General features: G+C 69.9%; 33 protein-coding genes. 15 read left to right on the top strand and 18 right to left on the bottom strand.

All coding sequences use genetic code 11. The features are described from left to right. The first annotated feature begins 9 nt into the window (after positions 1–9). Together OG819_RS42415 and OG819_RS42410 are read left to right on the top strand one after the other, a co-directional pair. Positions 10–255, top strand: coding sequence for a hypothetical protein (locus OG819_RS42415; protein ID WP_266654533.1), 246 nt, complete (start codon positions 10–12; stop codon positions 253–255). Continuing rightward, complete coding sequence (locus OG819_RS42410; RefSeq protein WP_266654531.1) at positions 252–1,208, top strand: 3'-5' exonuclease; 957 nt, start codon at positions 252–254, stop codon at positions 1,206–1,208. The genes OG819_RS42415 and OG819_RS42410 overlap by 4 nt, the downstream gene beginning before the upstream one ends. Before the next feature lie 62 nt (positions 1,209–1,270). On the opposite strand, the gene OG819_RS42405 is transcribed toward OG819_RS42410, so the two are convergent. Beyond that, positions 1,271–1,558, bottom strand: coding sequence for a helix-turn-helix domain-containing protein (locus OG819_RS42405; protein WP_266654529.1), 288 nt, complete (start codon positions 1,556–1,558; stop codon positions 1,271–1,273). 332 nt (positions 1,559–1,890) lie between these two features. Between OG819_RS42405 and OG819_RS42400 the strand changes: the two genes are divergently transcribed. The 4 genes from OG819_RS42400 to OG819_RS42385 all read left to right on the top strand — a co-directional run bounded on the left by OG819_RS42400 (position 1,891) and on the right by OG819_RS42385 (position 4,038). Further along, positions 1,891–2,274, top strand: coding sequence for a hypothetical protein (locus tag OG819_RS42400; protein ID WP_266654527.1), 384 nt, complete (start codon positions 1,891–1,893; stop codon positions 2,272–2,274). 11 nt (positions 2,275–2,285) lie between these two features. Beyond that, positions 2,286–2,558, top strand: coding sequence for a hypothetical protein (locus tag OG819_RS42395; RefSeq protein ID WP_266654525.1), 273 nt, complete (start codon positions 2,286–2,288; stop codon positions 2,556–2,558). 79 nt (positions 2,559–2,637) lie between these two features. Continuing rightward, positions 2,638–3,657 (top strand): tyrosine-type recombinase/integrase, encoded by a 1,020-nt coding sequence (locus OG819_RS42390; RefSeq protein ID WP_266654524.1) that lies wholly within the window; start codon positions 2,638–2,640, stop codon positions 3,655–3,657. A gap of 45 nt (positions 3,658–3,702) precedes the next feature. Next, positions 3,703–4,038: a hypothetical protein gene (locus tag OG819_RS42385; RefSeq protein WP_266654522.1), complete on the top strand. Its 336-nt coding sequence runs from the start codon at positions 3,703–3,705 to the stop codon at positions 4,036–4,038. Here OG819_RS42385 and OG819_RS42380 read toward each other — a convergent pair. The 3 genes from OG819_RS42380 to OG819_RS42370 all read right to left on the bottom strand — a co-directional run bounded on the left by OG819_RS42380 (position 4,027) and on the right by OG819_RS42370 (position 5,763). Next, the gene (locus tag OG819_RS42380; protein WP_266654520.1) at positions 4,027–4,212 is read right to left on the bottom strand and encodes a hypothetical protein; all 186 of its coding nucleotides are present in this window, start codon (positions 4,210–4,212) and stop codon (positions 4,027–4,029) included. The two genes, OG819_RS42385 and OG819_RS42380, sit on opposite strands and share 12 nt — an antisense overlap. A 346-nt stretch (positions 4,213–4,558) precedes the next feature. Further along, entirely contained in the window at positions 4,559–5,041 is a 483-nt protein-coding gene (locus OG819_RS42375) for a DUF3761 domain-containing protein (protein WP_266654518.1), read from the bottom strand. A gap of 593 nt (positions 5,042–5,634) precedes the next feature. Beyond that, positions 5,635–5,763 carry a hypothetical protein gene (locus tag OG819_RS42370; RefSeq protein ID WP_266654516.1) on the bottom strand — a complete coding sequence of 43 codons (129 nt, stop codon included), beginning with the start codon at positions 5,761–5,763 and terminating at the stop codon, positions 5,635–5,637. On the opposite strand from OG819_RS42370, the gene OG819_RS42365 reads away from it, so the two are divergent. Beyond that, positions 5,762–6,685: a helix-turn-helix domain-containing protein gene (locus OG819_RS42365; RefSeq protein ID WP_266654511.1), complete on the top strand. Its 924-nt coding sequence runs from the start codon at positions 5,762–5,764 to the stop codon at positions 6,683–6,685. The genes OG819_RS42370 and OG819_RS42365 overlap by 2 nt on opposite strands. 241 nt (positions 6,686–6,926) lie before the next feature. Here OG819_RS42365 and OG819_RS42360 read toward each other — a convergent pair whose 3' ends face one another. Then, positions 6,927–7,235 carry a hypothetical protein gene (locus tag OG819_RS42360; RefSeq protein ID WP_266655542.1) on the bottom strand — a complete coding sequence of 103 codons (309 nt, stop codon included), beginning with the start codon at positions 7,233–7,235 and terminating at the stop codon, positions 6,927–6,929. Between the two features lie 147 nt (positions 7,236–7,382). On the opposite strand from OG819_RS42360, the gene OG819_RS42355 reads away from it, so the two are divergent. Further along, positions 7,383–8,288: a Ku protein gene (locus OG819_RS42355; protein WP_266654508.1), complete on the top strand. Its 906-nt coding sequence runs from the start codon at positions 7,383–7,385 to the stop codon at positions 8,286–8,288. Between the two features lie 2 nt (positions 8,289–8,290). Here the strand turns inward: OG819_RS42355 and OG819_RS42350 are convergent, their stop codons facing one another. Next, positions 8,291–8,626, bottom strand: coding sequence for a DUF6233 domain-containing protein (locus OG819_RS42350; protein WP_266654506.1), 336 nt, complete (start codon positions 8,624–8,626; stop codon positions 8,291–8,293). Between the two features lie 45 nt (positions 8,627–8,671). Here OG819_RS42350 and OG819_RS42345 point away from each other — a divergent pair, with 45 nt between their 5' ends. After that, positions 8,672–8,896 (top strand): hypothetical protein, encoded by a 225-nt coding sequence (locus OG819_RS42345; protein WP_266654504.1) that lies wholly within the window; start codon positions 8,672–8,674, stop codon positions 8,894–8,896. After that, the gene (locus OG819_RS42340) at positions 8,893–9,108 is read left to right on the top strand and encodes a hypothetical protein (RefSeq protein WP_266654502.1); all 216 of its coding nucleotides are present in this window, start codon (positions 8,893–8,895) and stop codon (positions 9,106–9,108) included. The genes OG819_RS42345 and OG819_RS42340 overlap by 4 nt, the downstream gene beginning before the upstream one ends. Positions 9,109–9,254: 146 nt before the next feature. On the opposite strand, the gene OG819_RS42335 is transcribed toward OG819_RS42340, so the two are convergent. The 3 genes from OG819_RS42335 to OG819_RS42325 are packed head-to-tail and all read right to left on the bottom strand — an operon-like array spanning position 9,255 to position 9,991. Further along, positions 9,255–9,455: a hypothetical protein gene (locus OG819_RS42335; protein WP_266654500.1), complete on the bottom strand. Its 201-nt coding sequence runs from the start codon at positions 9,453–9,455 to the stop codon at positions 9,255–9,257. 9 nt (positions 9,456–9,464) lie between these two features. Beyond that, positions 9,465–9,659, bottom strand: a complete 195-nt coding sequence (locus OG819_RS42330) for a hypothetical protein (protein ID WP_266654498.1) — start codon at positions 9,657–9,659, stop codon at positions 9,465–9,467. A 53-nt stretch (positions 9,660–9,712) separates the two neighbouring features. Continuing rightward, on the bottom strand, positions 9,713–9,991 hold the full coding sequence (locus OG819_RS42325; RefSeq protein WP_266654496.1) for a sigma-70 family RNA polymerase sigma factor: 279 nt from the start codon (positions 9,989–9,991) through the stop codon (positions 9,713–9,715). A gap of 115 nt (positions 9,992–10,106) precedes the next feature. Here OG819_RS42325 and OG819_RS42320 point away from each other — a divergent pair, with 115 nt between their 5' ends. The 3 genes from OG819_RS42320 (at position 10,107) to OG819_RS42310 (ending at position 11,297) form a co-directional block, all read left to right on the top strand. Then, the gene (locus OG819_RS42320) at positions 10,107–10,373 is read left to right on the top strand and encodes a hypothetical protein (protein WP_266654494.1); all 267 of its coding nucleotides are present in this window, start codon (positions 10,107–10,109) and stop codon (positions 10,371–10,373) included. Between the two features lie 94 nt (positions 10,374–10,467). Further along, positions 10,468–10,896 carry a hypothetical protein gene (locus OG819_RS42315; RefSeq protein WP_266654492.1) on the top strand — a complete coding sequence of 143 codons (429 nt, stop codon included), beginning with the start codon at positions 10,468–10,470 and terminating at the stop codon, positions 10,894–10,896. A gap of 5 nt (positions 10,897–10,901) precedes the next feature. Beyond that, positions 10,902–11,297, top strand: coding sequence for a hypothetical protein (locus OG819_RS42310; RefSeq protein WP_266654490.1), 396 nt, complete (start codon positions 10,902–10,904; stop codon positions 11,295–11,297). Positions 11,298–11,391: 94 nt separating this feature from the next. Here the strand turns inward: OG819_RS42310 and OG819_RS42305 are convergent, their stop codons facing one another. Further along, positions 11,392–11,640: a winged helix-turn-helix domain-containing protein gene (locus OG819_RS42305; RefSeq protein ID WP_266654488.1), complete on the bottom strand. Its 249-nt coding sequence runs from the start codon at positions 11,638–11,640 to the stop codon at positions 11,392–11,394. A gap of 154 nt (positions 11,641–11,794) precedes the next feature. Here OG819_RS42305 and OG819_RS42300 point away from each other — a divergent pair, with 154 nt between their 5' ends. After that, a complete protein-coding gene (locus tag OG819_RS42300; protein ID WP_266654486.1) occupies positions 11,795–12,034 on the top strand; it encodes a hypothetical protein in 240 nt (79 codons plus the stop codon). Between the two features lie 190 nt (positions 12,035–12,224). Here OG819_RS42300 and OG819_RS42295 read toward each other — a convergent pair whose 3' ends face one another. The 4 genes from OG819_RS42295 to OG819_RS42280 form a co-directional block, all read right to left on the bottom strand. Further along, the gene (locus OG819_RS42295) at positions 12,225–12,431 is read right to left on the bottom strand and encodes a helix-turn-helix transcriptional regulator (protein ID WP_266654484.1); all 207 of its coding nucleotides are present in this window, start codon (positions 12,429–12,431) and stop codon (positions 12,225–12,227) included. 619 nt (positions 12,432–13,050) lie between these two features. Beyond that, complete coding sequence (locus OG819_RS42290) at positions 13,051–14,097, bottom strand: DUF2510 domain-containing protein (RefSeq protein WP_266654482.1); 1,047 nt, start codon at positions 14,095–14,097, stop codon at positions 13,051–13,053. Positions 14,098–14,185: 88 nt separating this feature from the next. Continuing rightward, a complete protein-coding gene (locus OG819_RS42285; protein WP_266654480.1) occupies positions 14,186–15,340 on the bottom strand; it encodes an anhydro-N-acetylmuramic acid kinase in 1,155 nt (384 codons plus the stop codon). 4 nt (positions 15,341–15,344) lie between these two features. Beyond that, positions 15,345–16,634: an MFS transporter gene (locus tag OG819_RS42280; RefSeq protein ID WP_266654478.1), complete on the bottom strand. Its 1,290-nt coding sequence runs from the start codon at positions 16,632–16,634 to the stop codon at positions 15,345–15,347. A gap of 221 nt (positions 16,635–16,855) precedes the next feature. Between OG819_RS42280 and OG819_RS42275 the strand changes: the two genes are divergently transcribed. Further along, entirely contained in the window at positions 16,856–19,540 is a 2,685-nt protein-coding gene (locus OG819_RS42275) for an AAA family ATPase (protein WP_266654476.1), read from the top strand. Positions 19,541–19,588: 48 nt separating this feature from the next. On the opposite strand, the gene pcaD is transcribed toward OG819_RS42275, so the two are convergent. The 4 genes from pcaD to pcaH are packed head-to-tail and all read right to left on the bottom strand — an operon-like array spanning position 19,589 to position 23,398. After that, entirely contained in the window at positions 19,589–20,725 is a 1,137-nt protein-coding gene (gene pcaD, locus OG819_RS42270) for a 3-oxoadipate enol-lactonase (RefSeq protein WP_266654474.1), read from the bottom strand. Further along, entirely contained in the window at positions 20,722–22,065 is a 1,344-nt protein-coding gene (gene pcaB / locus OG819_RS42265) for a 3-carboxy-cis,cis-muconate cycloisomerase (RefSeq protein WP_266654472.1), read from the bottom strand. The genes pcaD and pcaB overlap by 4 nt, the downstream gene beginning before the upstream one ends. After that, positions 22,062–22,625 (bottom strand): protocatechuate 3,4-dioxygenase subunit alpha, encoded by a 564-nt coding sequence (pcaG, locus tag OG819_RS42260; protein WP_266631365.1) that lies wholly within the window; start codon positions 22,623–22,625, stop codon positions 22,062–22,064. The genes pcaB and pcaG overlap by 4 nt, the downstream gene beginning before the upstream one ends. Continuing rightward, on the bottom strand, positions 22,622–23,398 hold the full coding sequence (gene pcaH / locus OG819_RS42255; RefSeq protein WP_266588281.1) for a protocatechuate 3,4-dioxygenase subunit beta: 777 nt from the start codon (positions 23,396–23,398) through the stop codon (positions 22,622–22,624). Before pcaH ends, pcaG begins: the two co-directional genes overlap by 4 nt. Between the last annotated feature and the right edge of the window lie 10 nt (positions 23,399–23,408).

The following is a 23,408-nucleotide window of genomic DNA, read 5'->3' as shown; positions in this document are numbered from 1 at the left end:
AGTTCACCCATGACTCGCGCCCCCGCCCGCCGCACACCCCGACCCCGAACCGAGAACCCGCCGACCAGCCCAGGCTCACCGGTCGAGATCCGGCTCGTCGGCCACAAGGCGGACGTGCGCCGCCTGGTCGCCGCCATACAGGGAGCCGCAGACGGATCCGCTGGCCCGGTGTCGTACCGGCTCAGCCGGTACACCGAGGGCGCGCTCCGCGCCTACCTCACCGTCGTCATCCCGCCCGCCGAGGAGCAGCTGTGACCGTCATCTACCAGGAACTTCCCGTCTACAGCACCGGCTCCGCACCCGCGGAACTCCTGACCCGCGCCCAACTCGGCGCCGCACGCCGCCGACTGCGCCCCGGGCAGAAGAGCCGGCCCCGGGCGTGGCTGTACTGCATGCCCCGGCATCACCACGCCCCGCTGTACGCGCTCGAGCAGACGACGGCACAGCCTGAGCCGACCTCGGCGCAACTCGCCGCGCTCACCGCAGGACGGCAGTCGTGGTGGAAGCAACGCGCCTGCGCGCACTGCGATGAGATCCACAAGGGCTGGTGCGATCAGGAGATGTTCGCGATGCTGCGCCAGGACCGCGAGGCCGCATCCGAGTGGGCGCGCCGGGTCATCGGCGATCCGACTAGCGTCGTCCTAGACACGGAGACCACTGGCCTCCACGATGGTGCGCGCATTGTCGAGATCGCCGTTCTTGGCGTTGACGGCGAGGTTCTCCTCGACAGCCTCGTCAACCCGGGCGTGCCTATCCCCGCCGAGGCCACCCGCATCCACGGCATCACCGACCATATGGTCCAGGCGGCGCCAAACTTCAGCGATCTCCTCGTCCCGCTCACGGAAGCTCTCCACGGCCGCAAGGTCGTCATCTACAACCAGCAGTTCGACAAGCGCCGTCTGGCGGTCGAACTCCACCGCCACTACCGCACACGCTTCGTCAACCTGGAGAAGCCGCGCTGCGGTCGTCGGCGCATCCATCCTGCAGCCCGGGCGTGGCTGGCCGCCCAAAGCTGGGAGGCGTGCGCGATGGAGAGTTACGCCGAATGGTGCGGCGACTGGACGTGGGACTACGAGGCGCGAGACGACGAACCGCTGTACCGACAGGGCGACTACAAGTGGCAGCCTCTGCCCAGCGCCGGCCACCGTGCAGCCGACGACTGCCGGGCAGTGATCCACGTACTCAAGGAGATGACGGGTAGCGCATAACGTTCCCTGAAGCGCGCCCGGTTGGGAGGCGGCACTCTCGATAACATGCCATATCGCGGGCGTCATTTGGGGCGATTGTCCGACTCTCCATCGGCTCGCTTACCCGTCGTGCGCCCCTCGGCGATCTGCTGGGCACGCGCCCTGCTGATGCCAAGCTCGGCGGCAACCTGGGCGTGGCTGAGTCCGTCGTCGCGCATCTCAAGAACGGCGTCGTGTCGGATCTCGCGCAGCCACTTTTGCAAGTCGGGGATGGCTTGCAGCGCCGCGCCCACATCCTTGGCGCGCTGGGTGGCGGCGCCCTGCTCAGCGAGGTGCTTCAGGTTCTCGAAGGGGCTCGGCGGGTTCGTCATGGATTCAGTGTAAGGGGTGGGTTGACATCCGTAAGGGGTCCCCTTACATTGGATGTGTCGGGGGAACCCGGCAACAACTCCACAGGGAGCGGACACTCCGAGGAGCAGCTACGGAGGGGAACGGGCCGGGGCAACCCGGTACATGACCTCCAACCGAAAACCGCGTCAGGCGGAATAAGGGCTGCGAACGCGTTGGGCTTAGACCTATCGACGGGGCCAGACCCCGGCTGTAAACGGCGAAGTACCCGAAGCCTTCCCGCGAGGATGGACGGACGACTCGGTACCCCCGCTCTCTGTGGAATCACCACGACAGATCAGCCGAGGGGGGCACGATGGCCACGACGTACACCATCAAGTGCCGCCGGTGCAGCGGAACCGGCGTCTACACCGGATGGACTGTCGCCGGTCGCGGCGGCGAGTGCTTCGGCTGCGACGGCACGGGATCCAAGCTGATCACGCGCTACACGGCAGCCGAGAAGGCCGCCATCCAGGAGCGCACGCAGCGTCGGTCCCGCTCCCTGAAGCTCATCAGCTCCCGTGGCCGCGAGTTGGGCACTGCCGCCAAGGACGCCGAGCTGATGTGGGACGCAGAGTACGGCTTCGCCGCCCTCGAAGACCGCGAGCCGGACCGGTTCGCCGTGATGCTCGACGCCGTCGAAGCAGGCCGCCTGGACGCCGTCATCCACGCGCTAGTTGCGTACTACCGAAACCCCTAGGAGAGCTGACCATGACCACCCGCATTCCCCGGAACGCCAAGAGGGTCTACTACGCGACCGAGACCGTGGTCCGGGACGGCAGCCGTTTCGCTGGTCGTGAGCAGAAGTCCACGACGTTCCGCGAGGCCCGCACCTTCCTTGACGAGCTGAACGCCCCTGGCGGCGTGGCCGTCTGGAACGAAGGGAGCAGGAACGGCAATCACGACGCTGTGGCACGCCGCCACGAGGATGGATCCTGGACCCGGCTCGACAGGTTCACGGGCAACTGGGAGCCCATGGAGTGACAGCAACCCACGCAACACGATGCCCCGGCTGAGGAAAGCAGCCGGGGCGCCGCCCGTACCGTACCCGAACGGAGAGCCCATGACCGACCTCGTCCCGCGTCAGCCGGACGCCACCCCGGCCGCCTATGACGCTGCGACGCTCGCCGTCCTGGCCGCCATGGAAGAGGCCGCCGAGAAGCATCTCGACGCCATCCGGCCCCACAACACCAAACGCGGCTACGCCAACGACTGGGCGCTCTGGGAAGAGTTCCACGGATGGCTGGCCGAACGTACCGGCCAGCCGCTGCCGCTGACCGCCGTCACCAAAGGCACGCTCGTCGGGTTCGTCGTCTGGCTCGACACCATCAAGCTCGCTGCACCCAACTCGATCGACCGCAGGATCACCGGGGTCACCGTCACCGCCCGGAGCGAGCACGGCATCGAGGTACCCAAGGCCGCGACGGTCGCCGCGCGGCAGGCGCTGAAGCCGCTAAAGAACGACCCCGAGCGGCAGGCGCGCGGACGGGGCAAGGCGGCAGCCGTCACCCCCGAGCAACTCCGGCAGATGAACGCCGCCGTCGCCGACGGACTCACCGGACTCCGCGACCGCGCCCTCTGGCTCATGGCGTTCGGGATCGCCGGGCGGTCCGCCGAGGTCGCCGCGCTCCGATCCGACTCGATCGTCCACGTCAGCCAGGGCCTGGAAGTCCACGTGCCCGCCGTGAAGGGCCGCCCACCCCGAGACGTCGTCGTCAGCTATGGCAAGAACGTCGACACCTGCCCCGTCCGCGCCTGGCTCACCTGGCGAGCCGCCGCAGGCATCACTGCAGGACCAGCCTTCCTGCCCATCACCGTCTGGGGCCAGGTCGGCGACCGCACCCTCTCCCCGGAAGCCGTCCGCGAGATCATTGCCCGCAACGCCGAACGCGCAGGCGTCGCGGTCCGCCTCACCGGACACTCGATGCGTGCCGGATTCATCACCACGTCGCGCCGAGCAGGCAAGCGCGAAGAGAAGATCCGCGCCCAGTCCGGCCACGCCGAGAACAGCCCCGCCTTCTGGGGCTACATTCGGGAGGCCGACAAGTGGACCGATGCCGCCTCAGAGGACATCGGCTTGTGAGTATCCGCCCCCACGCTGGGCGACTGCCGACGAAAGTAGCCCCTGATGACAGATGATGACCGCTTCGAAAACGAGATCCTCTCCATGACAACCGCCCTGCCGGGCTGGGTAGTCCGCGTACAGATCAAGGCTCACAAGCCGGGAACCAGTGAGCGTTGGGTGGAGGAGGAAAACGTGTTTCCCGTGGTGGGGTGGGCTGTTGTCGCCTGCCGCTACCGGGACGGAGGTGTCAGCAACAAGGTCGAGCCCGTCTTCGTGACGAGCACTGGTGGGCTGGAGCACGAGTCGCTGTACAGGTGGCAGTACTCCGAGCTGGAGCCCAAGGCGGGCGAGCCGAGGATCACGGTCTCCTTTGAGATCCTCGCGCCCTCAGCTGCGTAGCTCGGCACTGGAGGCTGGGCCTTCCAGGAGCTTTCTCAGCCGCGCGGCAGCCGCTGCGAGACCGTCGGTCGCATCAAGGGCGGGGAGGGCGTGGCCGGCTTCCGTGGTGGTGAGGTAGAGGGTATAGATGCCCTCGCCCTCGGCGATCCGGTGTTCCGCTTCGGTGAAGTCCACGCGACCCCAACGCGGGACGTCCAGGCCCGTTACGGCTCCTCCGCCAACTAGGCGACGCACGAACGCCCCCGCAGCCGAAGCTGCGGGGGCATTCTGCTGTGAGGGCTCATCCCCAGGCGGTGTCGCTCATGTCCCCTCCTACGTCAGGTGCGGCCACGGTAGGAGAAGTCCGCCCCGCCTGTCAGCCCCTCGTGCCAGACTGGCTGCGGCAGTGCGGCCCCCTGGGGCCGTCCGATCGGCTGCCGCTGCTGGCGTCATGAACCAGCGTCCAGCCTTGCGCCCCGCCCTCCATGGTTGAGGACGGGGCGCTCGTGCGTCCGGCGTCGGGATGCCCGCGCGGCCCGGCCTACTTGTAGAAGACGGCCACGCCTCCGTGGTGCGAGCAAGCCCCCTGGTGATGCGCGGCGAAGGAGTAGGTGCCGTCATTGCAGAGAGCGGTAGCGCCGTTTCCGGCAGCGCTGGAGCCGCCGCTCCCGGATGACCCGCCGGATGTTCCGCCGGACGAACTGCCGCCGCTGCTGCTGGAGCCGCTGCCCGCCGCGGAGGCCGCCTCCGCGGTGACGGTCACCTTCACCTTGGCCGTCTGCGTCTCGGTGACGGTTGGCGCCGGCTCGGGGGCGGCGGTCGCAGTGGCTGTCGCTGTAGCCGTGACCGTCACCTTCGGGGCCGGGTTCGCGGCAGCTGCATCCTTGCCAGACTGCGTGCCCCACATGACGCCGAGGGTGAAGATGGCCAGGCCGCCAACCCAGACTCGCTTGCGCTTGTGCAGCTTGCGAGAGTCGGCAGCTGGAGCGGCGGATGGTTGGGGCGTGGTGTACGGGTTGGCCATGCGTCCCCCCAGGGATAATTCGAGTGGGGTGACGGTAGCGCCGCGGAGCTGGCGGTGTGTAGTGGTCCCGCAGGGTTACCGGGACACGGAGCGGCCCCGGCCGGGGATGATCCGGCCGGGGCCTCGTCATGCTAGGCGCCGCTGTGCGTCAGGGGCCTGGATAGTCCGGGTCGTCTTCGGCTCGCGGAAGAACGGTGGACCCCTGCGACCAGTGATTGACCCAGCCGCAGAGCCCGCAGGCGTAGCGCCCGTTCAGGCCGTGCACCTCTGCACCGCACTCACGGCATTCCGTCGCTGTGATCTCGGAGCTGCCCGGGGCTGCGGCCGTGTCAGTGGGCGGCACGGCTTCCGGTGGCCATTCCTGCTTCATGCACCGAGACTACCTGCGGGGCAGGCGCGCACCCTGTCTGCCATCCGCAGTTACCGCACGACCAGCCTCCGTTGGGCCCCTGCGAGGTTGCTGCACCACAGTTCGGACAGTTCATAGCTGCCTCCTAATCCCGGGCTGAACCCGGTTTCCCAACCGCAATGGTTGGAGCAGATCCATCGGCCTCGGTTGTCCTGATAGGTCCAAGCCCCGCAGTTCGGGCAGTTCATCGACGCGCCTTCCGCGTGAGCTGGTACAGGCCGCGGACTTGCTGCTCGGACAGGCCGGTCAGGGACGGGAGCGCCAGGACGTCGACCACTGGGGGCGATGGGTGGTGGGCTGTACCTTGCTGCATGTCGACTCCTGCTAGTCGGCCACGCCCCGGGGCCGTTCACGCGGTCGCCGGGGTCTGTCTTGAAAAGAGTCGGCTGACGTGCGGGACGTATCTGCCCACCGTGCAGGGACAGTTCGCCCCTCTGGGCGCTACCGTGGAAAAGGCCCAAACGTCCGCTGGGGGACCCTTGAATACAGCGCTCAGAACAGCTATGGATGCGGCCGGACTGTCACCCCGGCAACTCGCCGTGCGTACCGGCGTGACGAGCAAGACTGTTGAGCGATGGCTCGCGGACGCCGAACTCACCCCGCACGCGCGGAACCGCGATGACGCCTGCCGGGCGCTTGGAGTTGACGAAGACATGCTGTGGCCGAAAGTCGTGAAGGACCGCATCAAGAGCGGTGGGGACCTGGAGATCACGCAGACGTACCCGTACCGGTCCGCGGCCCCATCGGCACTGTGGGCAGACCTGACGGAAGACGCCACACAAGACATTCTGCTCGCTGGCTACACGGGGTACTTCTTGTGGTCGCAGGTCCCGCGGTTCTCGGAGGTGCTGAGCCGCAAGGTCCAGTCGGGGTGCCGGGTCCGGTTTCTCATCGGCGACCCCGAAGGCGAGGTGACGCGGCAGCGTGAGGTCGTCGAGGCGACAGCGCTGTCGGTCTCCACTCGCATCCGCATCACTCTTGAGCACCTCGCCCGCCTCGCCCCGCTGGAAGGGCTTGAGGCGCGGTACAGCGCCCCAGAGGACGCCGTGAACCACGTCAGTCTGTCGGTGTTCCGATTCGACGACGACGCCCTGGTGACACCCCACCTCGCGCGCCTGGTCGGCCACGACTCCCCGCTCTTGCATCTGCGCCGCCGCAGCGAGGGCGGAATGTTCGACCGCTTCGCAGAACACGCTGAAGAGCTGTGGGGCCGAGGCCTGCCCATCGGCAACTGATCCGCGCCCTCGGCGCCCGGACGGCGCTCGCACTTGCGGCCCGGTGGATATTTCAGGTCACGCATCTATCCCGCTGGCTGGTTTGTGGTGCATCGTTGATCGCGCGGGTCCTCCACCCCCAGGTGGGAACCCCTATCGGGCCCCGCCGCGTGCTGCGCGCTGGCGGGGCCCGCCGCTCCTCCCGGCTCCCCACGGGAGGCCATGCGGCTGTCCTGGTGACACCCCCGTCTTTGCCGGTTCCTCACAGGTTGCTGGCGTCCGCAACGGGCGGTTGCGCGGTAGCGGCCTTGTGCTGTTCCCGGATTTCGTGGACGGTGGCGTTGAGGGTGCCGTCCTGCTGTTCGTAGTGGGAGAGGGCAAGGCCGAGGCCGAAGAAGGTGGGCGCCCATTCGCCGACGAAGAGTCCCCACCGGTCGGCGCGGTCGAGGCCGAGGCCCGGTTCGACGCTGAGCGAGGTGGCCCAGGCGGCGACGCTGAGGCCGATGGATGCCATGCCGGCGAGGTAGGCGTGTTCGCTGCGGATGCCCATGTCGTGCATTGATTTGATGATCACGGCGCGCTCCGTTCGATTCGATGGATGGCTTTCCCTGGACGGAGTTCCCAGACTGGGGCGCCCTATTCGGGCATTTAGTCGTGTATGCCGTTTTCTGTACAGGCTCGTAGGCTGGTCTTCTCGGGGCTGTCGCGGAGGTCTGCCATGCCCCGAACTATTTGGAGCGGCGCCATCAGCTTTGGCCTGGTCTCGGTGCCGATCCATGTCGTGAGCGCCACCGAGGATCACAGCGTCCGCTTTCACCAGGTGCACCTCGACGACATGGCCCGCGTGCGCGTCCGGAAGTACTGCGAGATCGAGGACCGTCAGGTCACCCAGGGCGAAATCGGGAAGGGCTATGAGCTGTCCAAGGACACCGTGATCCCGGTACTCGACGAGGAGCTGCAGCAGATGCCGCTGCCGACGGCGAAGGCGATCGAGCTGGTGGCGTTCATGCCGGCGGAGAGCATCGACCCGATCCGCGTGGGGGACGGCTACTACCTGCAGCCGGATGGCCAGGTCGCGGCGAAGCCGTACAAGCTCTTGGCGCAGGCCCTCGAGCGGAGCAGCAAGGTGGCGGTGGCGAAGTTCGCCTGGTCCGGCCGCGAGCGCCTCGGCCTGCTGCGGGTTCGCGACGGCGTGATCGTGCTGCATGCGATGCGCTGGGATGACGAGATCCGCGACCCGTCCGAGCTGGCGCTGGACGCGGTGGAGCTCACCGACGAGGAGATCGTCGAAGCGGAGCTCCTGATCGACCGCCTCACGCGTGACGAACTCAAGGGCCCCGAGTTCACCGACCGGTACACGGAGGCGGTGGAGCAGCTCATCGAGGCGAAGCGCGAGGGCAAGGAGCCAGCGGCGGGCGTGGAGGGAGAGGCCCCGGCCGGGAAGGTCGTGGACCTGATGGCCGCACTCCAGGAGTCCGTCGCCAAGGCCCGGACTGCGCGCGGCGAGGACGCCACCGTCCACGACATGCCGAAGAAGACCGCGGCCAAGAAGACGGCGAAGAAGCAGCCCGCCAAGAAGGCGGCGGCGAAGAAGACGACCAAGGCGCGGAGGTCGAGCGCCTGACGTCAGCCGTCGATGAACCCAAGCTCGCTGTCCGGCCGGCAGTGCGTACAGGCATCCACCCCTTCGGCGAGTGCCCGCAGTGCCTGGTCCCGCGCCACGCCTCGACTGCGCTTCCCCGCCATATGGCAGCCGCCGACGTGCACGTACACGGCGTCACGTCCGCTGAGCCCCTGCTCGACAACCCAGTCCGGCTGCGGCGGCCGGGCCTGCTCGCCGTACCGGCGCTCGGCTTCCCGCTGCTCGACTGCCGCGATCTGCTGCCGAACCCGGTCGAGGGTGTGGGCGAGCCAGGTCTCCAGGGTGCGGAGTCTGGGCAGGTCGGGCGGCAGGTCTTGCATCCCTCCAGCTTGCACCATAATTCGAACACGCGCTCTAATCGCTGTATGGCCAGACATCGCGTCGACTACCTCACCGACACCCAGGAGCGGATCCTCCGCTGCATCCGCCAGGCCATCGTCGACGGCGGCGAAGCTCCAACCGTGCAGGAGATCGGGGACCGGGTCGGCATGCGCAGCCGTGCGTCCGTCCACTACCAGCTGGGGGAGCTGGAGACGAAGGGCGCGATCGTGCGGGAACGCGGCCGCCGGCGCGGGATCAGGCTCGCATGATGGACGACCAGCGCTATCACCTCACCCTGTCGACCGGCGGTCGGCCAGTCATGCACGGCTGGTGGGCCGACCTGGCGACGGCGGAGCGGAAGCTCTCCGGGTGGATCGGCGAGCACGGTTCCGTCACCGGCGCCCGCATCACCCTCGTCGACGAGCAGGAGCAGCGGGTCCTCGAGTCCTGGCCCGACGAGGCGGACCGCCTGCCAGACTGATCCTGCCTCTCGTCGCAATCCCCCGTCGGCGGGAGGCGCCTCGTTGTCAGTGGCCGCCCGTAAAGTGGACGTCAACATCCCAACGATCTAGTCGGGTTGTTGCTGATGCCCTGCCCGGAGTGATGCCCGGGCAGGGCTCGCTGCTGTCAGGCCGCCGTCTCGTACCGCACGAGTGTCTTGAGCCCGAGCTCGACGTCCATCCGTCGCAGCCCGGCCTGTTCGGCGAACGCGGCCACGGCCTCGTGCACCTTGCGGGCGGTCGCCACGGTCAGCTCGCCGCGCTGAATCTGCGCCCAGGCGGAACGTTCCAGCTCGATCAGATCTTCAGGAAATTCGATGGATGCCACCGGGAGATCCTAAGCGGCCTTCACGACGTCCCCGCGCATCCGCTCTGCCGCGACCGCGACCGTCCACTCGGCGACGAGCACTTCGTACCGCCGCCGCGTCTCCCCGTACAGCCAGCCGCCTGCCCGCACGACCAGGGCGCGGATCTCCTCATTCACCACGGCAGACGGGCGCACGGGGCCGCGGTCCGGGGGAGTGGGAGGCATAGATCAAAGCCTAGCCGCCCGGTCTGACAGCGGTCAGCCCTCTGCCGCGGTGGCTACTCGTCGCCAGCCTTCTTGCGTGGCGTCCTGCTGTGTCCGCGCGCGATGCCGCTGACACGCTCGGGCTTGACGCCGAGGGCGGGCGCCATGTCGGTGTAGCTGATGCCGTCGCGTTCATGGAGGGTGCGGACGACGTGCTGCCGCTGCTCCCGTAGCCACTTCTGCAAGTCGGGGATGGCGGCCAGCGCGGCGGTGAGGGCGACGGCTTGGGCGAGGGTCTCTTTGCTGGCGACGAGGTCTGCAAGCTGCTCGAAGGGCACGGGTGGCTTGTCCATGCGGTGAGGGTAGTGGGTACCCGCTAAAGAATCTAGGGGGTACCCACTTGTGGAATTGATGGGTACCCACTAAATTGGACTCATCGAGGACAATCAGCAGGCAGGGGAGACGGCAATGACCGGCACCGTTCGTCAGGTTCAGCACCGCGTCAGCATCGACCTCGACGCGCCGCAGGAGTTCACCGACCTCGTCGGCCGCACCCGCAAGGTCTACGCCGTCCGCATCGAATACGGGCTCAGCTCCATCGCCGACCGCGTCGACGTCGTCGTCGAGTACGCCGACTCCGCCGCCCTTGTACCCCCGGTCGCTGACAGGCCGGACTGGATGCAGGCGCTCATCGCCGAACACAAGCCCGCTGGACCCACCTACCGCCTCACCTGATCACCTCGTGCTCCGCCGTCGCGCGAGGACAGCGCCATGCCTGGTTCCGCGAGAGCCTGGAAACCGCCCCAACAGCCCAACGGAGGCCATCGAGATGACACGGCACGCCGCCACCCTCGCCATCACCGTCACCGCACCCACCGCCGAGAACGCCGACGCCTGGGCGGAAACCCTCTACGACCACCTACACGCCGAATACGGCGGCACCATGCGCCTCGACATCACTGTCAACCCGCCCACCCTGCCGAGCAGCGGCGACTGGAAGGTCACCCGCGGAGGCGTCACCGTGCACACGGCAGCCACCCAGGCGGAAGCACAAGCGGTCGGCACCTACGCGATCCGGCAGGAGACCGATCCGAACGCACGCGTTGAGTGGATCTGCCCAGCCTGTTACGGCGATGACCAGGAGTGTCAGGACTGCTCGGACGGCACGCAGTGGTATTTCGCCGCGTCCGGGGTGTGGACGGAAGCCGATTACGCCATCCAGCGAGCCCCCGCAGCCCCGGCCGAGACGGGCAAGTGACCGCCATGATCCGCGAGACCAAGTTCCTCATCAGCCGCAAGCCGTTCGCCATCAACCTCGCCACCGTCACCGTGGAAGCCAGCGAGCACGACGGCGCGTACTGGCTGAACGGAGACTGCCAAGCCGTCTGGTATCGGCGCAAGAACGGCGTCACCTACGCCTGCCTCGGGCGCCTACACCTGTGGGCGCAGTGGCGCCGCGAGAAGCCCGACCTGTCCAGCCCCGAGGCCATGCTAGGCAACGACCTGGACAGCCGCTACGGAGGCGACCCGGACGGCCGCTGGGACGGCACCGGCTACTGGGGCTCCGAGGTCCCGGACGTCCAGGAACGACACCTCGCGGTCCTGCGGCCGATGCTCGCCAATTGCCCGGCGATCCCCGACGGCTGGTGGCGGTTTTGAAGCTGCCCGACAGATACGGCACCCCGGCCGTCTACGACGCTGTGACGCTCGCCGTCTAGAACCGAGGCCCCGCCGCGTGCGGGGCTTCGGCACGTCAGCCCTCGGCGGGCGGCTGCGGCAGCTCGGTGACGAACGTCCCGATCCCCGGCTGCATGTACGCCAGCCCTGCCTTCCGCAGCTCCGTCAACACGCGCTTCGCGGTCACCGGGCTGATATCGAACTCGTCGCAGATCGCCATCCCCGAGGGGAGCCTGCCGCCGGGCTCGTAGGTGCCGTCAACGATCCGCTCCGTCATCACGGCGTACACCTGCCGCCACCTCGGCACTTCCGGCTCCCACTTCATGATCCGGACGGTAGGTGGACCTACCCCGACATGCGAGACCAGTCGACCTATACGGCCTATACCACCTATCCCACGGCGGTAGCCTGCAATTGCAAGAGCCCCCGAGGCCACGCCCCACGCAGCCCCGGAGGCAGCCGACGAACGGAGCGTCGACGTGGACGAGCGTAGAGAACCCCCACCACAACCCGTAACCCGCCCGCCGGTCATAACCTCGGCCGCGGGGAAACTCTCCCCGCTCCAGCAGGCCTACAGCCGCTACGTCACCCACACCACGAACTGCGACGTCTGCCGAGACATCGACCGCGGGCGATGCGAAGACTCCGAGCGGCTGTGGAACGCCTACCGGGCGCAGGGGGACGAGGCGTACCGGCGGCTGTCCGAAGAGGCTCCGTAACCGCGCCCGGTCTGGACCTTGCCTGTTACCCGGGGGAACGTTTGGCCATTGCCTGACCTGCGGTTACAGAAACGTGCGGGGTGCACAGAAAGCGCAAAAATATCTGTAATCCTCATCTTCCCTTGAGGTACCGGACTGTTGTTGAATCTGGTTCAAGCCGCAACGGAACAGCACCTTCCGGCGGGTACCCCTAGCCGTGAAGGAGGTCGGTCACGTGCACCCTCAACGCGTGAGCGATCAGCAGCAGATCCGAAAACTGCGGATCCCGCACGGCGTTCTCGTAACGCTGGATGCTCCGCCGCTCCATGCCGGCGAGGTGGGCGAGCTGCTCCTGCGATAGCTCGGCCTGCCGCCGCAGGTCGGCTATGCGGTGGCCGAGGGCGATGCGTCGTTGCATGACCCAGTCGGGTCGGGGATTGCGGCGGGCTGGCACCCGGGACACGTTTCGGCGTCAGTGATCTTGTGTCAGTACCCAAGTGGTCGCCACTCGAGAAAGTTCGGAACTGATACGACGGACCATCAGCCTCCCGCCGTAGAGCAGGAGTAGGAGCCGCTCCACGGAGGCGGCACCTCAGCTACACAACGTGCGAGCCCTGCGACGCACTGGCATATGCCGCAGGGCTCCAGGTGGTGTTCTCGAATCGAACGTGCGTTCGGAAGACAGCTGAACAGTGAAGCTTCGGCGCTACGGGGTTCAGGTCCCCGAGGCGCCGATGGGCTCACCGCGTGGCCCTGTACCCCTTTGGCGGCCATGCGGCGAGTCGCCCCGCACCCGGCAGCGCCTGCCGGGTAACCGATCGAACGAGTGAACGAACGCCCGTGATTGATGCACCGGACACTCGTTGCACAGAAGCCGGAGCCGGAGTCGGTCCCTCACCCCCAAGGTGTGCAAGACGACTCCGGCTCCGGTCTTTCCATTACGGCCACTACGCGCCGAACACTCAAGGGTGTGCGCCGAAAACGCGGGAATGGGAGACGGATGGGAAATGATCAACGCGAGCAAACGCAAGATTTCGCTAGAACGCGCTAGAACCCGCCATGTCATGACTAGGCTTCCGCAGGTCAATCCGCTGGCCAGCAGCTCCAGACCCCGCCACCTTGATGCCCTTGGTGATGTCGTCGATCACGGACTCCTTGGGCGCCTTGGAGCTGATGTCGATGCCGAAGCGGACGACGATCAGTGACTTGGAGTCGGCGGGGGACGGGAAGACCAGAGACTCGACGTAGCCGTCGTCACCCTTGCTGGTGACGACCTTCCAGCGGACGAGATAGCCCTTCTCGCCGGCCACGGTGACCGCCTTGGAAGCGAGCTCCGTGTGCGAGGTGATCGTGCCGTAGCCCTTGCCGTACGACTCGGTGGCGTTCTTGGAGATGTCCTCCTTGGCCGCCGCCTCCGCCGTGGTGGACTTCAGTTTCTGTTCTGCGGCGGTTGCCGAGTACGCCCCGCCCCGCTGACAGTCCTGCGCGGTATCGCCGGGGCACTTGTAGGTGTCCTTGGTCGACAGCACGGCGCCCGTGGTGGTGCTTCCGCCGGTCCAGTTGTCGGGCACCGGCATGCTGATGCCACTGATCAGGTCGGTGGCGTAGCCGTCCTCGAGCTGCGGCTGCGCGGACTGGCCCGGTGCCGGGGTCTGGCCCCCGGAACCGCCCGAGCCGCCGGGAGCGCCGCCCGGTCCGCCCTCGAGGCCGCCGTTGCCGCCGCCCTGGCCGCCGAATCCGCCCTGGCCGCCGTTCTGCCCGCCGGGGCCCTGGGACGTGGCGCTGCTCCCGCCGTTGCCGTCGCTCTTGGTCAGGGCGTACACCCCGCCTCCGACACCCGCGAGGACCGCGATCGCGGCGGCGACGGCTATGCCGGTGCGCAGTCCGCGCCGCGGGGCGCCCGGAGCGAGTGTCGGATACGGGCCGGCGGCCGGAGGGTGCGTCGGGGGACCCCATGCGGCGGCGGACCCGACGGGGCGGGTCTGGTCCGTCCATGTCTTGCCGTCCCACCAGCGTTCGGTGGCGGGACTGTCACTTGTCTGCCCGGGGTCGGGATACCAGCCGGGAGGAGTCACCTGCGTCATGGACCTACCGTATGAGCCGTGGGTGAAAGGCGGATGAGAGGGATCCGGAAGATTCGTTTCGGGAACGCCCCAAAAGCGCCACCGAGTGTCATGTCACCACCAGTCGCACCGGCGCCGCTCCCGCTCTCGGCGGCAGCCGCAGCCCGCCACGTCCCGGCGTGATCGAGCCGAGCACACTCGGATGCCGGGCCCCGGTGCTCACCGGATCGGTGCCCGCGAGACCGTGCAGGGTCAGGAAACCCAGCACGGCGAAGGCGTACGCCTCCTTGGCGGCCGCGGGCAGGCCCAGCGCGTCGGAGGTGCGCAGGGCCACTCCCGGCAACTCCGCGTCCAGCATCGCCATCAGCGCCGGATTGCGGGTGCCGCCGCCGGACGCGATCACCTCCGTGGCACCCACCGAGCGCACCGCGTCGGCGACCGTACGGGCGGTGAGCCGGGTGAGGGTCGCGATGACGTCCTCGGCGGTGAGCGTGCCGAAGCCGGTCAGCGCGTCGCGCAGATGACCGAGGTGGAAGAGCTCCTTGCCGGTGGTCTTGGGCGCGGGCAGCGCGTAGTACGGCTCCGTGAGCAGGCGCTTCAGCAACGGCTCGTGCACGGTCCCGCGGACGGCGAGGGCGCCGTCCGCGTCATAGCGCAGACGGCCGCCGGTCAGCCCCTGCACGGCCGCGTCGACGAGGGCGCACCCGGGCCCGGTGTCGAAGGCGGTGCCGTCCGGCGCGGTGAGGTTGGCGATGCCGCCGAGGTTCAGCGCCACCGGTGTCCCCGCCCTGCCGCGCAGCCACAGCAGGTCGACCAGGCTCACCAGGGGCGCGCCCTGACCGCCGGCGGCGATGTCCCGGGGACGGAAGTCGGCGACCACCGGCAGCCCGGTCGCCTCGGCGATCCACGCGGGCTGCCCGAGCTGGAGCGTGCCGTGCACCCGGCCGTCCTCGGCCCAGTGGTAGACGGTCTGCCCGTGCGAGGCGACCAACTCGGCTCTGCCGTCGCACAGTTCACGGTCGGCCCGGACCGCGGTCGCCGCGAACGCCCGCCCGATCAGGGTGTCCAGGCGGCACACCTCGGCCAGTGTGGTGGCCGCCGGGGGCAGCGCCGCCGCGAGCGCCTCGCGAAGTTCGCCGTCGTACGCCTCGCCGACCAGCCCGAGCGGCCGCAGGGCGAGGTCCTCGCCCTCGAGGGTCAGCTCGGCCGCCGCCGCGTCGATCGCGTCGTACGACGTCCCGGACATCAGGCCGATCACCCGCACGTGCTCAACTCCCTCGGTTGTCGGGCAGCGTGGCCAGGGCGAGCGCACTGACGGCGCACGTCGCCGCCGCGTAGTACGCGGGGATGTCCACGCTTCCGGTTCGTTTCATCGTCTCGGTGATGATGAGCCCGGCGCAGCCCGAGAACACGGCATTGGACAGGGCGTAGGCGAGTCCCAGGCCGGATTGGCGGACGCTCGTGGGAAACATCTCGGAGAGCATGGCGGGCCCCGGCCCCGCCATCAGCCCGACGACGGCACCCGCCCCGAACACGGCGGCGCCCTTCACCGCGTTTGAACTACCCGTGTCCTGAAGGAGGTTGAACAGCGGAACGGCCAGGACCACGACCAGGCCCGCGCCGGTGAGCAGCACGGGGCGCCGCCCGATCCGGTCGCTGAGCAGACCCGCCGGGACGATCGTGGCCGCGAAGCCGAGGTCGGCGAGGACCGTGGCGAGCAGCGCCTGCCGGAAGCCCGTGTGCAGGGCGCTCTGGAGGTACGAGGGGAGCACGACCAGGAAGGTGTATCCGGCCGCCGACCAGCCCATCACGCGCCCCGCCCCGAGGGTGACGGCCCGGGCGACCTCGCGTCCGGGCGGGCGCTCCCACGTTCTCTCGTGCCGGAAGACCGGCGTCTCGTCCAGCCGCAGCCGCAACCACAGCGCGACCAGCCCCAGCGGCAGTGTCAGCAGGAACGGCAACCGCCAGCCCCAGTCGCCCAACTGCCCCTCGCTCAGCACCGTCGCCAACAGCGCCGCGACACCCGCACCACCGAGCAGCCCCAGAGCCACGGTGAACGACTGCCACGACCCGTACAGCCCCCGCCTGCCCGGCGGCGCGAACTCCGTCATGACCGAGACCGCGCCCCCGAACTCCCCACCCGCGGAAAGACCTTGGACCGCCCGGAGGAAGGTCAGCAGCCACGGCGCGAGGGCGCCGGCCGTGGCGTAGGTCGGCAGCGCGCCGATGAGCGTCGTGGCGGCCGTCATCAGCGAGATCACCAGGATCAGCACCGGGCGGCGCCCGATCCGGTCGCCCAGCCGTCCGAACAGCGCGGCGCCCACCGGCCGGAAGAAGAACGCCAGAGCGAAGGACGCGTACGTCCGCACCAGCCCCTCGGCATCGCTGCCGCCCTCAGGGGTGAAGAACCGCGCCGCGATCACGGTCGCGAAGTAGCCGTAGACCCCGAACTCGTACCACTCGATCAAGTTGCCGACCGAGCCGGCCAGCAAGGCCCCACGCCTCGGGCGCGGCGGATGGGCGGCGCGCGGGACGGAGTCGTGGACGCGGGCACTCATGGGTTTCTCCTGCTCGCTCATCCTTGGAAAATTAGCGCCATTTTCATCGCTTTTGACTGTCCGCAACTTTCACCACGGCCGGTCGGCGCCCCACCGCGTCGCCCGCGCACACCTTCCGTCACCCGTCCCGGCAACAGGTGAGCGACCCGCCTCCGCATCGGCTTCCGGACGGCTAGGCTCGACGTCTGTACGTCGTACGGGCGACCTGGGGAGGTAGCGGCATGCCGGAGGCACGGCCGGGACCGGCCGCCTCGTCCTCCCTGTGGGAGCGCGACACGGAGATCGCGGATGTCGTGGAGGCGGTCAAGGTCCTGCGCGCGGACTCCTCGTCCTCCGGCAGTCTGCTGGTGTTCAGCGGCGAGGCCGGCATCGGCAAGACCGCGCTGCTCGCCGAGGCACGCCGGATCGCGGAGGCCCACGGCTGCACGGTGTGGTCGGCCCGCGGCGGCGAGACCGTCACCTCCGTTCCCTTCCACGTCATACGGCAACTCCTGCAGCCCGCCATCGTCTCGCTGATGCCCGAAGAGGCCCGCGAATACCTGGGCGACTGGTACGACATCGCGGGACCCGCGCTCGGCATCGCCGAACCGGGCGACCGCCAGGCCGACCCGCAGGGCGTGTGCGACGGACTGGTCGCGGCGGTACGACGGCTGGCCAAGCGCGAGTGGCCTCTCGTCCTGATCGTCGACGACGCGCACTGGGCCGACCAGGAGACCCTGCAGTGGCTGGCCGCGTTCGCCGAGCGCCTCGACGACCTGCCCGTCCTCGTCGTGGTCGCCCGCAGGCCGGGTGACGTCAGCGGCGAACGCGCCCGGCAGCTCGAGGCCGTCGCCGCCGGGGCCCGCCCGGTCGTCACACTCAGCGCGCTGACCCCCGACGCCACCGCCGGACTGACCCGCGCCACGCTCGGGGAGCACGCGGACGCCCCGTTCTGCCGCGAGGTGTGGGCGGTCACCGGCGGCAACCCGTACGAGACCGTCGAACTCCTCGCCAAGGTGCAGGACAGCGAGCTGGAACCGGTCGAGAACGCGGCCGCCGAGCTGCGCGCCCTGAACCGCTCGGCACGCGGCCGTGGACTCGTCGCCCGCCTCGAAGGGCTCGGCATCGACGCCACCCGCTTCGCCTGGGCGGCCGCGATCCTCGGCACCGGCATCGGCCTCGACCTCGCCGCCCAACTCGCGGGGATGCAGCACGACGAGGCCGTGCACTGCGCCGAACTGCTCGGCGCGGCCCGCATCCTCACCACGACCGGACCGGCGAGCCGTGAACTGAGCGGCGGCGGGGACCTGGAGTTCGTACACCCCCTCATCGCCAGTGCCGTCTACCGCTCGATCCCCGACGCGCTGCGCACCGCGATGCACGGCCAGGCCGCCTGGGCGGTCACCGAATCGGGGCGCGGAGCCGCTGCCGCCTCCCGCCACCTCCTCGAAGTACACCCGGACGACGACCCCGAACTCGTCGACCAGATGCGCGACGCCGCCCGCGAACACCTCGCCGTCGGCGCGCCCGCCGCGGCCAGGCGCTGCCTGGAGCGCGCCCTCGCGGAACCCCCGCTTCCGGAGGTCCACGCGCGCGTGCTCTACGAACTGGGCTGCGCCACCCTCCTGACCGCTCCCGCCACCACGATCAACCATCTGCGCACCGCGCTCGACCAGTCCGGCCTCGACGGCGATCTGCGCGTGGACGCCGTCTTCCGCCTCTCCCAGGCCCTGGTCCACAACGACCAGCTGGACGAGGCCGTCCGCACGGTCGACACCGAGACCGCCCGCCTCGACCCGGGCCCCGCCCGGATGCGACTGCAGGCCGTCCACTACATGTGGGAGGGCATCCACGCGGGCGAGAACCACGTCCCGGGACGCTCCAGGAGCCTCGCCGAACTCGTCAAGACCTGTACCGGACGCGACAACTCCGAGCGCGCTCTGCTGATACTGCGCGGCTTCGACGCGATGACCCGGGGCGAGAGCGCCGAGGAGGTCGTGGAACTCTGCGACCGCGCCCTCGTCAACGGCCGCCTCGCGCCCGGACTCGGCTGGACCGACACCGAGTGGGGCATCGAACTCCTCATGATGCTGGGCAGTTCGTACGCCTACGCGGACCGGCTCGACCGGGCCGAGAGTCTCTTCTCCGAGGCGCTGCGCTCATACACGAGCGCCGGATGGAGCGGCGGCCACCTCGCCCTGGCACACGCCTTCCTCGGTCTCGCCCACCGCAGGCGGGGCCGCCTCAGGGACGCCGAGACCGCCCTGCGCGAGTCGCTGCGCATCGCCGAGCGGGTCGGGCGTGGGCTGCCCCTCTACTGGTCGGCCACCTGCGGCCTCGTCGACACGCTGCTCGCCCGCGGCGATGTCCAGGAGGCCTGGGCGATCGCCGAGCAGTACGACTTCGAACCGCCGTACCCGTCCACCATCGTGCTGCCCGACACCCGTTCCGTACGCGGCCGGCTGCTGCTCGCCGTCGGCCGCGTCAAGGACGGCATCAACGAACTCGAGGCAGCCGAGAAGGCCGCCGCCGCGCGCGGCCACCACAACACGGTGATGGCGCCCTGGGCGTTCGACCTCGCCCGCGCGCTCGCCTCGGACGACCCGGCCCGCGCCGCCGCGCTGGCCACCGACGCCCGCCGCCAGGCGGAGCGCTTCGGCACGGACACGGCGATCGGCGAGGCCCTGCGCTGCGCGGCGGCCCTCGAATCGGGCCAGCGCGCGGTGCGCCTGGCCGCCCAGGCCGTCACCTACCTGGAGGCCTCGCCCTGCCAGTACGAACACGCGGCGGCCCGCGTCGAGTACGGCATCGCGGCGCGCTCGGTCTCGGAGCTGGGCAAGGGCCTGACGCTGGCGCGCTCGTGCGGGGCGGACGGACTGGTGGCGAGGGCGGAGGAGGTCCTGGCGACGGGGAGAGGGCTGAGGTAGTCGCCAGGCCGGGCGCGAGGACGAGGTGTCCGCGGCGGACGGGCAGGCTCAGCCTGTGGCACCGTCGTCTCCTTCCTCCTCGGCGAGCACCCGCTGAGCCGTCGCGAACGCCGAGTTCGCCGCTGGGACACCGCAGTACACGGCCGTCTGCAGCAGTACGGCGCCGATCTCCTCCGGCGTCAGCCCGCCTCGCCGCGCGGCCCGGACGTGCATGGCCAGCTCGTCGTAGTGACCGTGCGCGACCAGCGCGGTCAGGGTGATCATGCTGCGTTCGCGGCGTGAGAGCGTCGGGTCGGTCCAGATCTCGCCCCAGGCGTAGCGCGAGATGAAGTCCTGGAAGCGGGCGGTGAAGGGGGTCTGCCGGGCCTGCGCCCGGTCCACGTGGGCATCGCCCAGCACCTCGCGGCGCACCTCCATGCCCCGCTTGGCGCCCCCGCCGAAGTGGGCCCGCAGTGCGGTCAGGACCGCCGCCGGACACTGGGCGGGCGCGAGGTGCGAGGCTCCCGGGAGCTCGACGAGCGTGGCGCTCGCCACCGCGTCCGCGATCTCCCGCAGATGGGCGGGCGGCGTCGCCGGGTCCTGGCGGCCCGCGATCAGCAGGGTGGGCGCGGAGATCTCGGGGAGCCGGTCGCGGAGGTCGAAGGCGGCGAGCGCGTCACAGCAGGCGGCGTACGCCTCCGGGTCCGCGTTCCGGTGGTCCTCGACCAACCGCGGCACGGTGAAACCCGCCGTGAACCAACGGGAGTTCGCGTTCTCGGCGAGCGCGGTAAGCCCCTCCCGGCGTACCAGCTGCGCACGCTCCTGCCACGGCTTGGAGCCGTTGAAGTGCGCCGAGGAGCAGATCACGGCGAGGGACGACACACGCTCCGGGTGGTGGACGGCGAGGTACAGACCGACCGCGCCGCCGAGCGAGACGCCCGCACAGGCGAAACGGTCGATGCCGAGCGAGTCGGCGAGGTCGAGGACCAGGGCGGCGAGGTCGCCGACGGTGGCCCCCGGTCCGATCAGGTCCGGCGCCGACCCCCCGTGCCCGGGCAGATCCCAGCGAACCACCCGGTGGGTGACGGACAGCTCGGGCGCGACCTGGTCCCACAGGGCGTAGGACGTACCGAGCGAGGGTCCCAGGAGCAGGGCGGGAGCGGTCCCGGGGCCCTCGACGAGGTGGTTGAGCAGTTTGCGGGTCACGTTCGCTCCAGAGCACGGTCGGTGAGGGCTCCCGCGGAGCCCGTGTAGCGGGTGGGGTCGGTGAGGTCCACGAGGTCGAGATCCTTGAGCTCCGGCTCCTCGCCGAGTACGTCCACGAGGGGCCGGTTCTCGGTGACGGCCCGCTCGGCGGCCCGGGTCAGCAACTCCTTGGCGCGGGCCCGCCCGAGCACCGGAGCGAGTTCGACGGCCAGGCGCTCGGAGATGATCAACCCATGGGTGAGACCGAGGTGTTCGCGCATGGCGTCCGCGTTCACCCGGAGCCCTTCGACCAACTCGACGGCGTGGTGGGCGGTGCCTCCGACCAGCCGCAGCAGCTCGCGCAATGGCTCCCACTCGGCGTGCCAGGCACCGGCCGGCCGCTCGTCCTCGGCGACCATCGACGCGTAGAGCGTGGCGGCGAGCCCCGGCGCGCGCCGGGCGGAGGCGGCGATCACGGTGGCCGCCACCGGGTTGGCCTTGTGCGGCATGGCGGACGACCCGCCACCGCTCCCCTCCGAGACCTCGGCGATCTCCGTGCGGGAGAGAGTGAGCGCGTCGGCCGCCATCTTGCCGAGGGCCCCGGCCGTGAAGGCCAGTCCACCGGCCAGGTCGGCGATCGGTGTCCGCAGGGTGTGCCAGGGCAACATCGGTTTCGGGAGCCCGAGTTCACCGGCGTACGCCGCCACGAGCGCGCCCGGATCCTCGGTGCCGAACGCCGTGAAGGCGGCCAACGTCCCGGCGGCGCCGCCCAGTTGGGCGGGGAGGCGGAGATCGTCGAGCCGGTCCCGCGCGTCCAGCACGAGCGACCGCCACCCCGCCGCCTTCAGCCCGAAGGTCGTCGGCACGGCGTGCTGCGTGAGGGTCCGGCCCGGCATCACCGTGTCCCGGTGCGCGGCGGCGAGCCGGCCCAGCGCTCGCGCCGTCCGCTCCAGGTCCGCCAGGACCAGCTCCAGTGTGCGGCGGGCGACCAGCATCAGCGCCGTGTCCAGGATGTCCTGGCTGGTCGCGCCCCGGTGGACATACGGCCCGTACTCCTCGCCGACCGCCGCCGTCAGATCCGCGACCAGCGGAATCACCGGATTGCCGCCCCCTCGGGAGCGCAGCGCGATCGACCGGATGTCGAGGTCCGTCGCGGCGACGGCGGACACCGCCGACGCCGCCGCGGCCGGGGCGAGCCCGAGTCCCGCCTGAGCACGGGCCAGCGCCGTCTCGGCGTCGAGGAGCGCCCCCAGAAACGCGCCGTCCGAGGTCGCCGACGCCGCGGGGGAGCCCGCCCACCCGGGGGCGAGCAGCCCGGCGTCCGCGTCGGACTCGGGACGGACCGGGTCGGCAGCTGTCACTGGAACTCCAGGAAGACCGTTTCGCCTTCGCCCTGAAGGCGGATGTCGAAACGGTACGTCCGGTTCGTGCCCTCGGCCGCGATCAGCGTGGCGCGCCGGTCGGCCGGGAGCGAGTCGAGCAGCGGGTCGGCACCGTCGGTGAGGTACGCGCGGGTGAAGAGGTGATGCACCAGACCGCGCGCGAACACACACACGCTGATGTACGGAAGCCCGGCATTGCCGGGCGGCAGGGTGCGCAGCGCGTACTGGCCGTCGGCGTCCGTGGCGACCCGGCCGAAGCCCGTGAAGTCGACGCCGTTACGGCCGAGGAAACCGCCCGTCGACGGGTCGCGGCGCATCGAACCGGGGGCACCGTTGAGGGAGCCGTCGGGCGCGGCCTGCCAGAAGTCCAGGAGGGCGTCCGGGATCACGTTGCCCGCGCCGTCGAACACGTACCCGTGCAGGGTGATCGCCTCGGAGTGCCCCTGCGGCGCGACCTCGCCGCCGCCGGGAAAGGGCAGCGCGTGGCCGTAGAAGGGGCCGATGGTGTGGGAGGGGGTGGGGAGCAGTCGCTCGCTCATGCGGGGCGGCCTTCCTCGATCCAGGTGGCGGAGGGACCGTCGAGGACGATGTCCCACTCGTACCCCATGGAGAACTCGGGCTGGGAGAGATCGTGCTGGTAGGTGGCTATCAGACGGTCGCGGGCCGCCTGGTCCGTCACGGACTGCAGGATCGGGTCGTAGCGGAACAGCGGGTCGCTCGGGAAGTACATCTGCGTGATCAGCCGCTGGGTGAACGCCGTACCGAAGACCGAGAAGTGGATGTGTGCGGGCCGCCACGCGTTCATGTGGTTGCCCCACGGGTACGGGCCCGGCTTGATCGTGGTGAATCTGTACCGGCCCTGATCATCCGTCAGAGTCCGGCCGACACCGGTGAAGTTGGGGTCCAGCGGCGCCGGGTGCTGCTCGCGCAGATGGGCGTACCGACCGGCGGCGTTGGCCTGCCAGATCTCGATGAGCTGACCGCGTACGGGACGTCCGTCGCGGTCGAGCAGCCGGCCCGAGACGGTCATGCGCTCGCCGATCGGCTCGCCCCGGTGCTGGATGGTCAGGTCGCTGTCGTGCTCGGTGATGTCGGTGACGCCGAACACCGGACCCGACAGCTCGACCGTCTCCGGGTCGCCGCCGTCGACGGCGACCAGCGGCTGCTTGGGGTGGCGCAGCAGGGAACTGCGGTACGGGGGGTAGTCGCGTGACGGGTGGTTTCGAACCGGCGCTCCGCCGGCGACCGCCTTGTCGTACGCGTCCCGGAGATCCTTGATCTCGACGTCGATGTCCGACTGAGTGAGGGCCATGGTCGACTTC

Source organism: Streptomyces sp. NBC_01549 (assembly GCF_026339955.1).
Classification (GTDB): domain Bacteria; phylum Actinomycetota; class Actinomycetes; order Streptomycetales; family Streptomycetaceae; genus Streptomyces.
The sequence above is the reverse complement of the archived record's forward strand: the minus strand, read 5'-3'. Positions and strand labels throughout refer to the sequence as shown.

What these genes read in the sequence shown, in the direction of transcription:
- OG819_RS42415 (WP_266654533.1), top strand. Translation starts at nt 10, where the DNA reads ATGACTCGCGCCCCCGCCCGCCGCACACCCCGACCCCGAACCGAGAAC.
- OG819_RS42405 (WP_266654529.1), bottom strand. Translation starts at nt 1,558, where the DNA reads ATGACGAACCCGCCGAGCCCCTTCGAGAACCTGAAGCACCTCGCTGAG.
- OG819_RS42400 (WP_266654527.1), top strand. Translation starts at nt 1,891, where the DNA reads ATGGCCACGACGTACACCATCAAGTGCCGCCGGTGCAGCGGAACCGGC.
- OG819_RS42395 (WP_266654525.1), top strand. Translation starts at nt 2,286, where the DNA reads ATGACCACCCGCATTCCCCGGAACGCCAAGAGGGTCTACTACGCGACC.
- OG819_RS42390 (WP_266654524.1), top strand. Translation starts at nt 2,638, where the DNA reads ATGACCGACCTCGTCCCGCGTCAGCCGGACGCCACCCCGGCCGCCTAT.
- OG819_RS42385 (WP_266654522.1), top strand. Translation starts at nt 3,703, where the DNA reads ATGACAGATGATGACCGCTTCGAAAACGAGATCCTCTCCATGACAACC.
- OG819_RS42375 (WP_266654518.1), bottom strand. Translation starts at nt 5,041, where the DNA reads ATGGCCAACCCGTACACCACGCCCCAACCATCCGCCGCTCCAGCTGCC.
- OG819_RS42365 (WP_266654511.1), top strand. Translation starts at nt 5,762, where the DNA reads ATGTCGACTCCTGCTAGTCGGCCACGCCCCGGGGCCGTTCACGCGGTC.
- OG819_RS42370 (WP_266654516.1), bottom strand. Translation starts at nt 5,763, where the DNA reads ATGCAGCAAGGTACAGCCCACCACCCATCGCCCCCAGTGGTCGACGTC.
- OG819_RS42355 (WP_266654508.1), top strand. Translation starts at nt 7,383, where the DNA reads ATGCCCCGAACTATTTGGAGCGGCGCCATCAGCTTTGGCCTGGTCTCG.
- OG819_RS42350 (WP_266654506.1), bottom strand. Translation starts at nt 8,626, where the DNA reads ATGCAAGACCTGCCGCCCGACCTGCCCAGACTCCGCACCCTGGAGACC.
- OG819_RS42345 (WP_266654504.1), top strand. Translation starts at nt 8,672, where the DNA reads ATGGCCAGACATCGCGTCGACTACCTCACCGACACCCAGGAGCGGATC.
- OG819_RS42340 (WP_266654502.1), top strand. Translation starts at nt 8,893, where the DNA reads ATGATGGACGACCAGCGCTATCACCTCACCCTGTCGACCGGCGGTCGG.
- OG819_RS42330 (WP_266654498.1), bottom strand. Translation starts at nt 9,659, where the DNA reads ATGCCTCCCACTCCCCCGGACCGCGGCCCCGTGCGCCCGTCTGCCGTG.
- OG819_RS42325 (WP_266654496.1), bottom strand. Translation starts at nt 9,991, where the DNA reads ATGGACAAGCCACCCGTGCCCTTCGAGCAGCTTGCAGACCTCGTCGCC.
- OG819_RS42320 (WP_266654494.1), top strand. Translation starts at nt 10,107, where the DNA reads ATGACCGGCACCGTTCGTCAGGTTCAGCACCGCGTCAGCATCGACCTC.
- OG819_RS42315 (WP_266654492.1), top strand. Translation starts at nt 10,468, where the DNA reads ATGACACGGCACGCCGCCACCCTCGCCATCACCGTCACCGCACCCACC.
- OG819_RS42310 (WP_266654490.1), top strand. Translation starts at nt 10,902, where the DNA reads ATGATCCGCGAGACCAAGTTCCTCATCAGCCGCAAGCCGTTCGCCATC.
- OG819_RS42305 (WP_266654488.1), bottom strand. Translation starts at nt 11,640, where the DNA reads ATGAAGTGGGAGCCGGAAGTGCCGAGGTGGCGGCAGGTGTACGCCGTG.
- OG819_RS42295 (WP_266654484.1), bottom strand. Translation starts at nt 12,431, where the DNA reads ATGCAACGACGCATCGCCCTCGGCCACCGCATAGCCGACCTGCGGCGG.
- OG819_RS42290 (WP_266654482.1), bottom strand. Translation starts at nt 14,097, where the DNA reads ATGACGCAGGTGACTCCTCCCGGCTGGTATCCCGACCCCGGGCAGACA.
- OG819_RS42280 (WP_266654478.1), bottom strand. Translation starts at nt 16,634, where the DNA reads ATGAGTGCCCGCGTCCACGACTCCGTCCCGCGCGCCGCCCATCCGCCG.
- OG819_RS42275 (WP_266654476.1), top strand. Translation starts at nt 16,856, where the DNA reads ATGCCGGAGGCACGGCCGGGACCGGCCGCCTCGTCCTCCCTGTGGGAG.
- pcaG (WP_266631365.1), bottom strand. Translation starts at nt 22,625, where the DNA reads ATGAGCGAGCGACTGCTCCCCACCCCCTCCCACACCATCGGCCCCTTC.
- pcaH (WP_266588281.1), bottom strand. Translation starts at nt 23,398, where the DNA reads ATGGCCCTCACTCAGTCGGACATCGACGTCGAGATCAAGGATCTCCGG.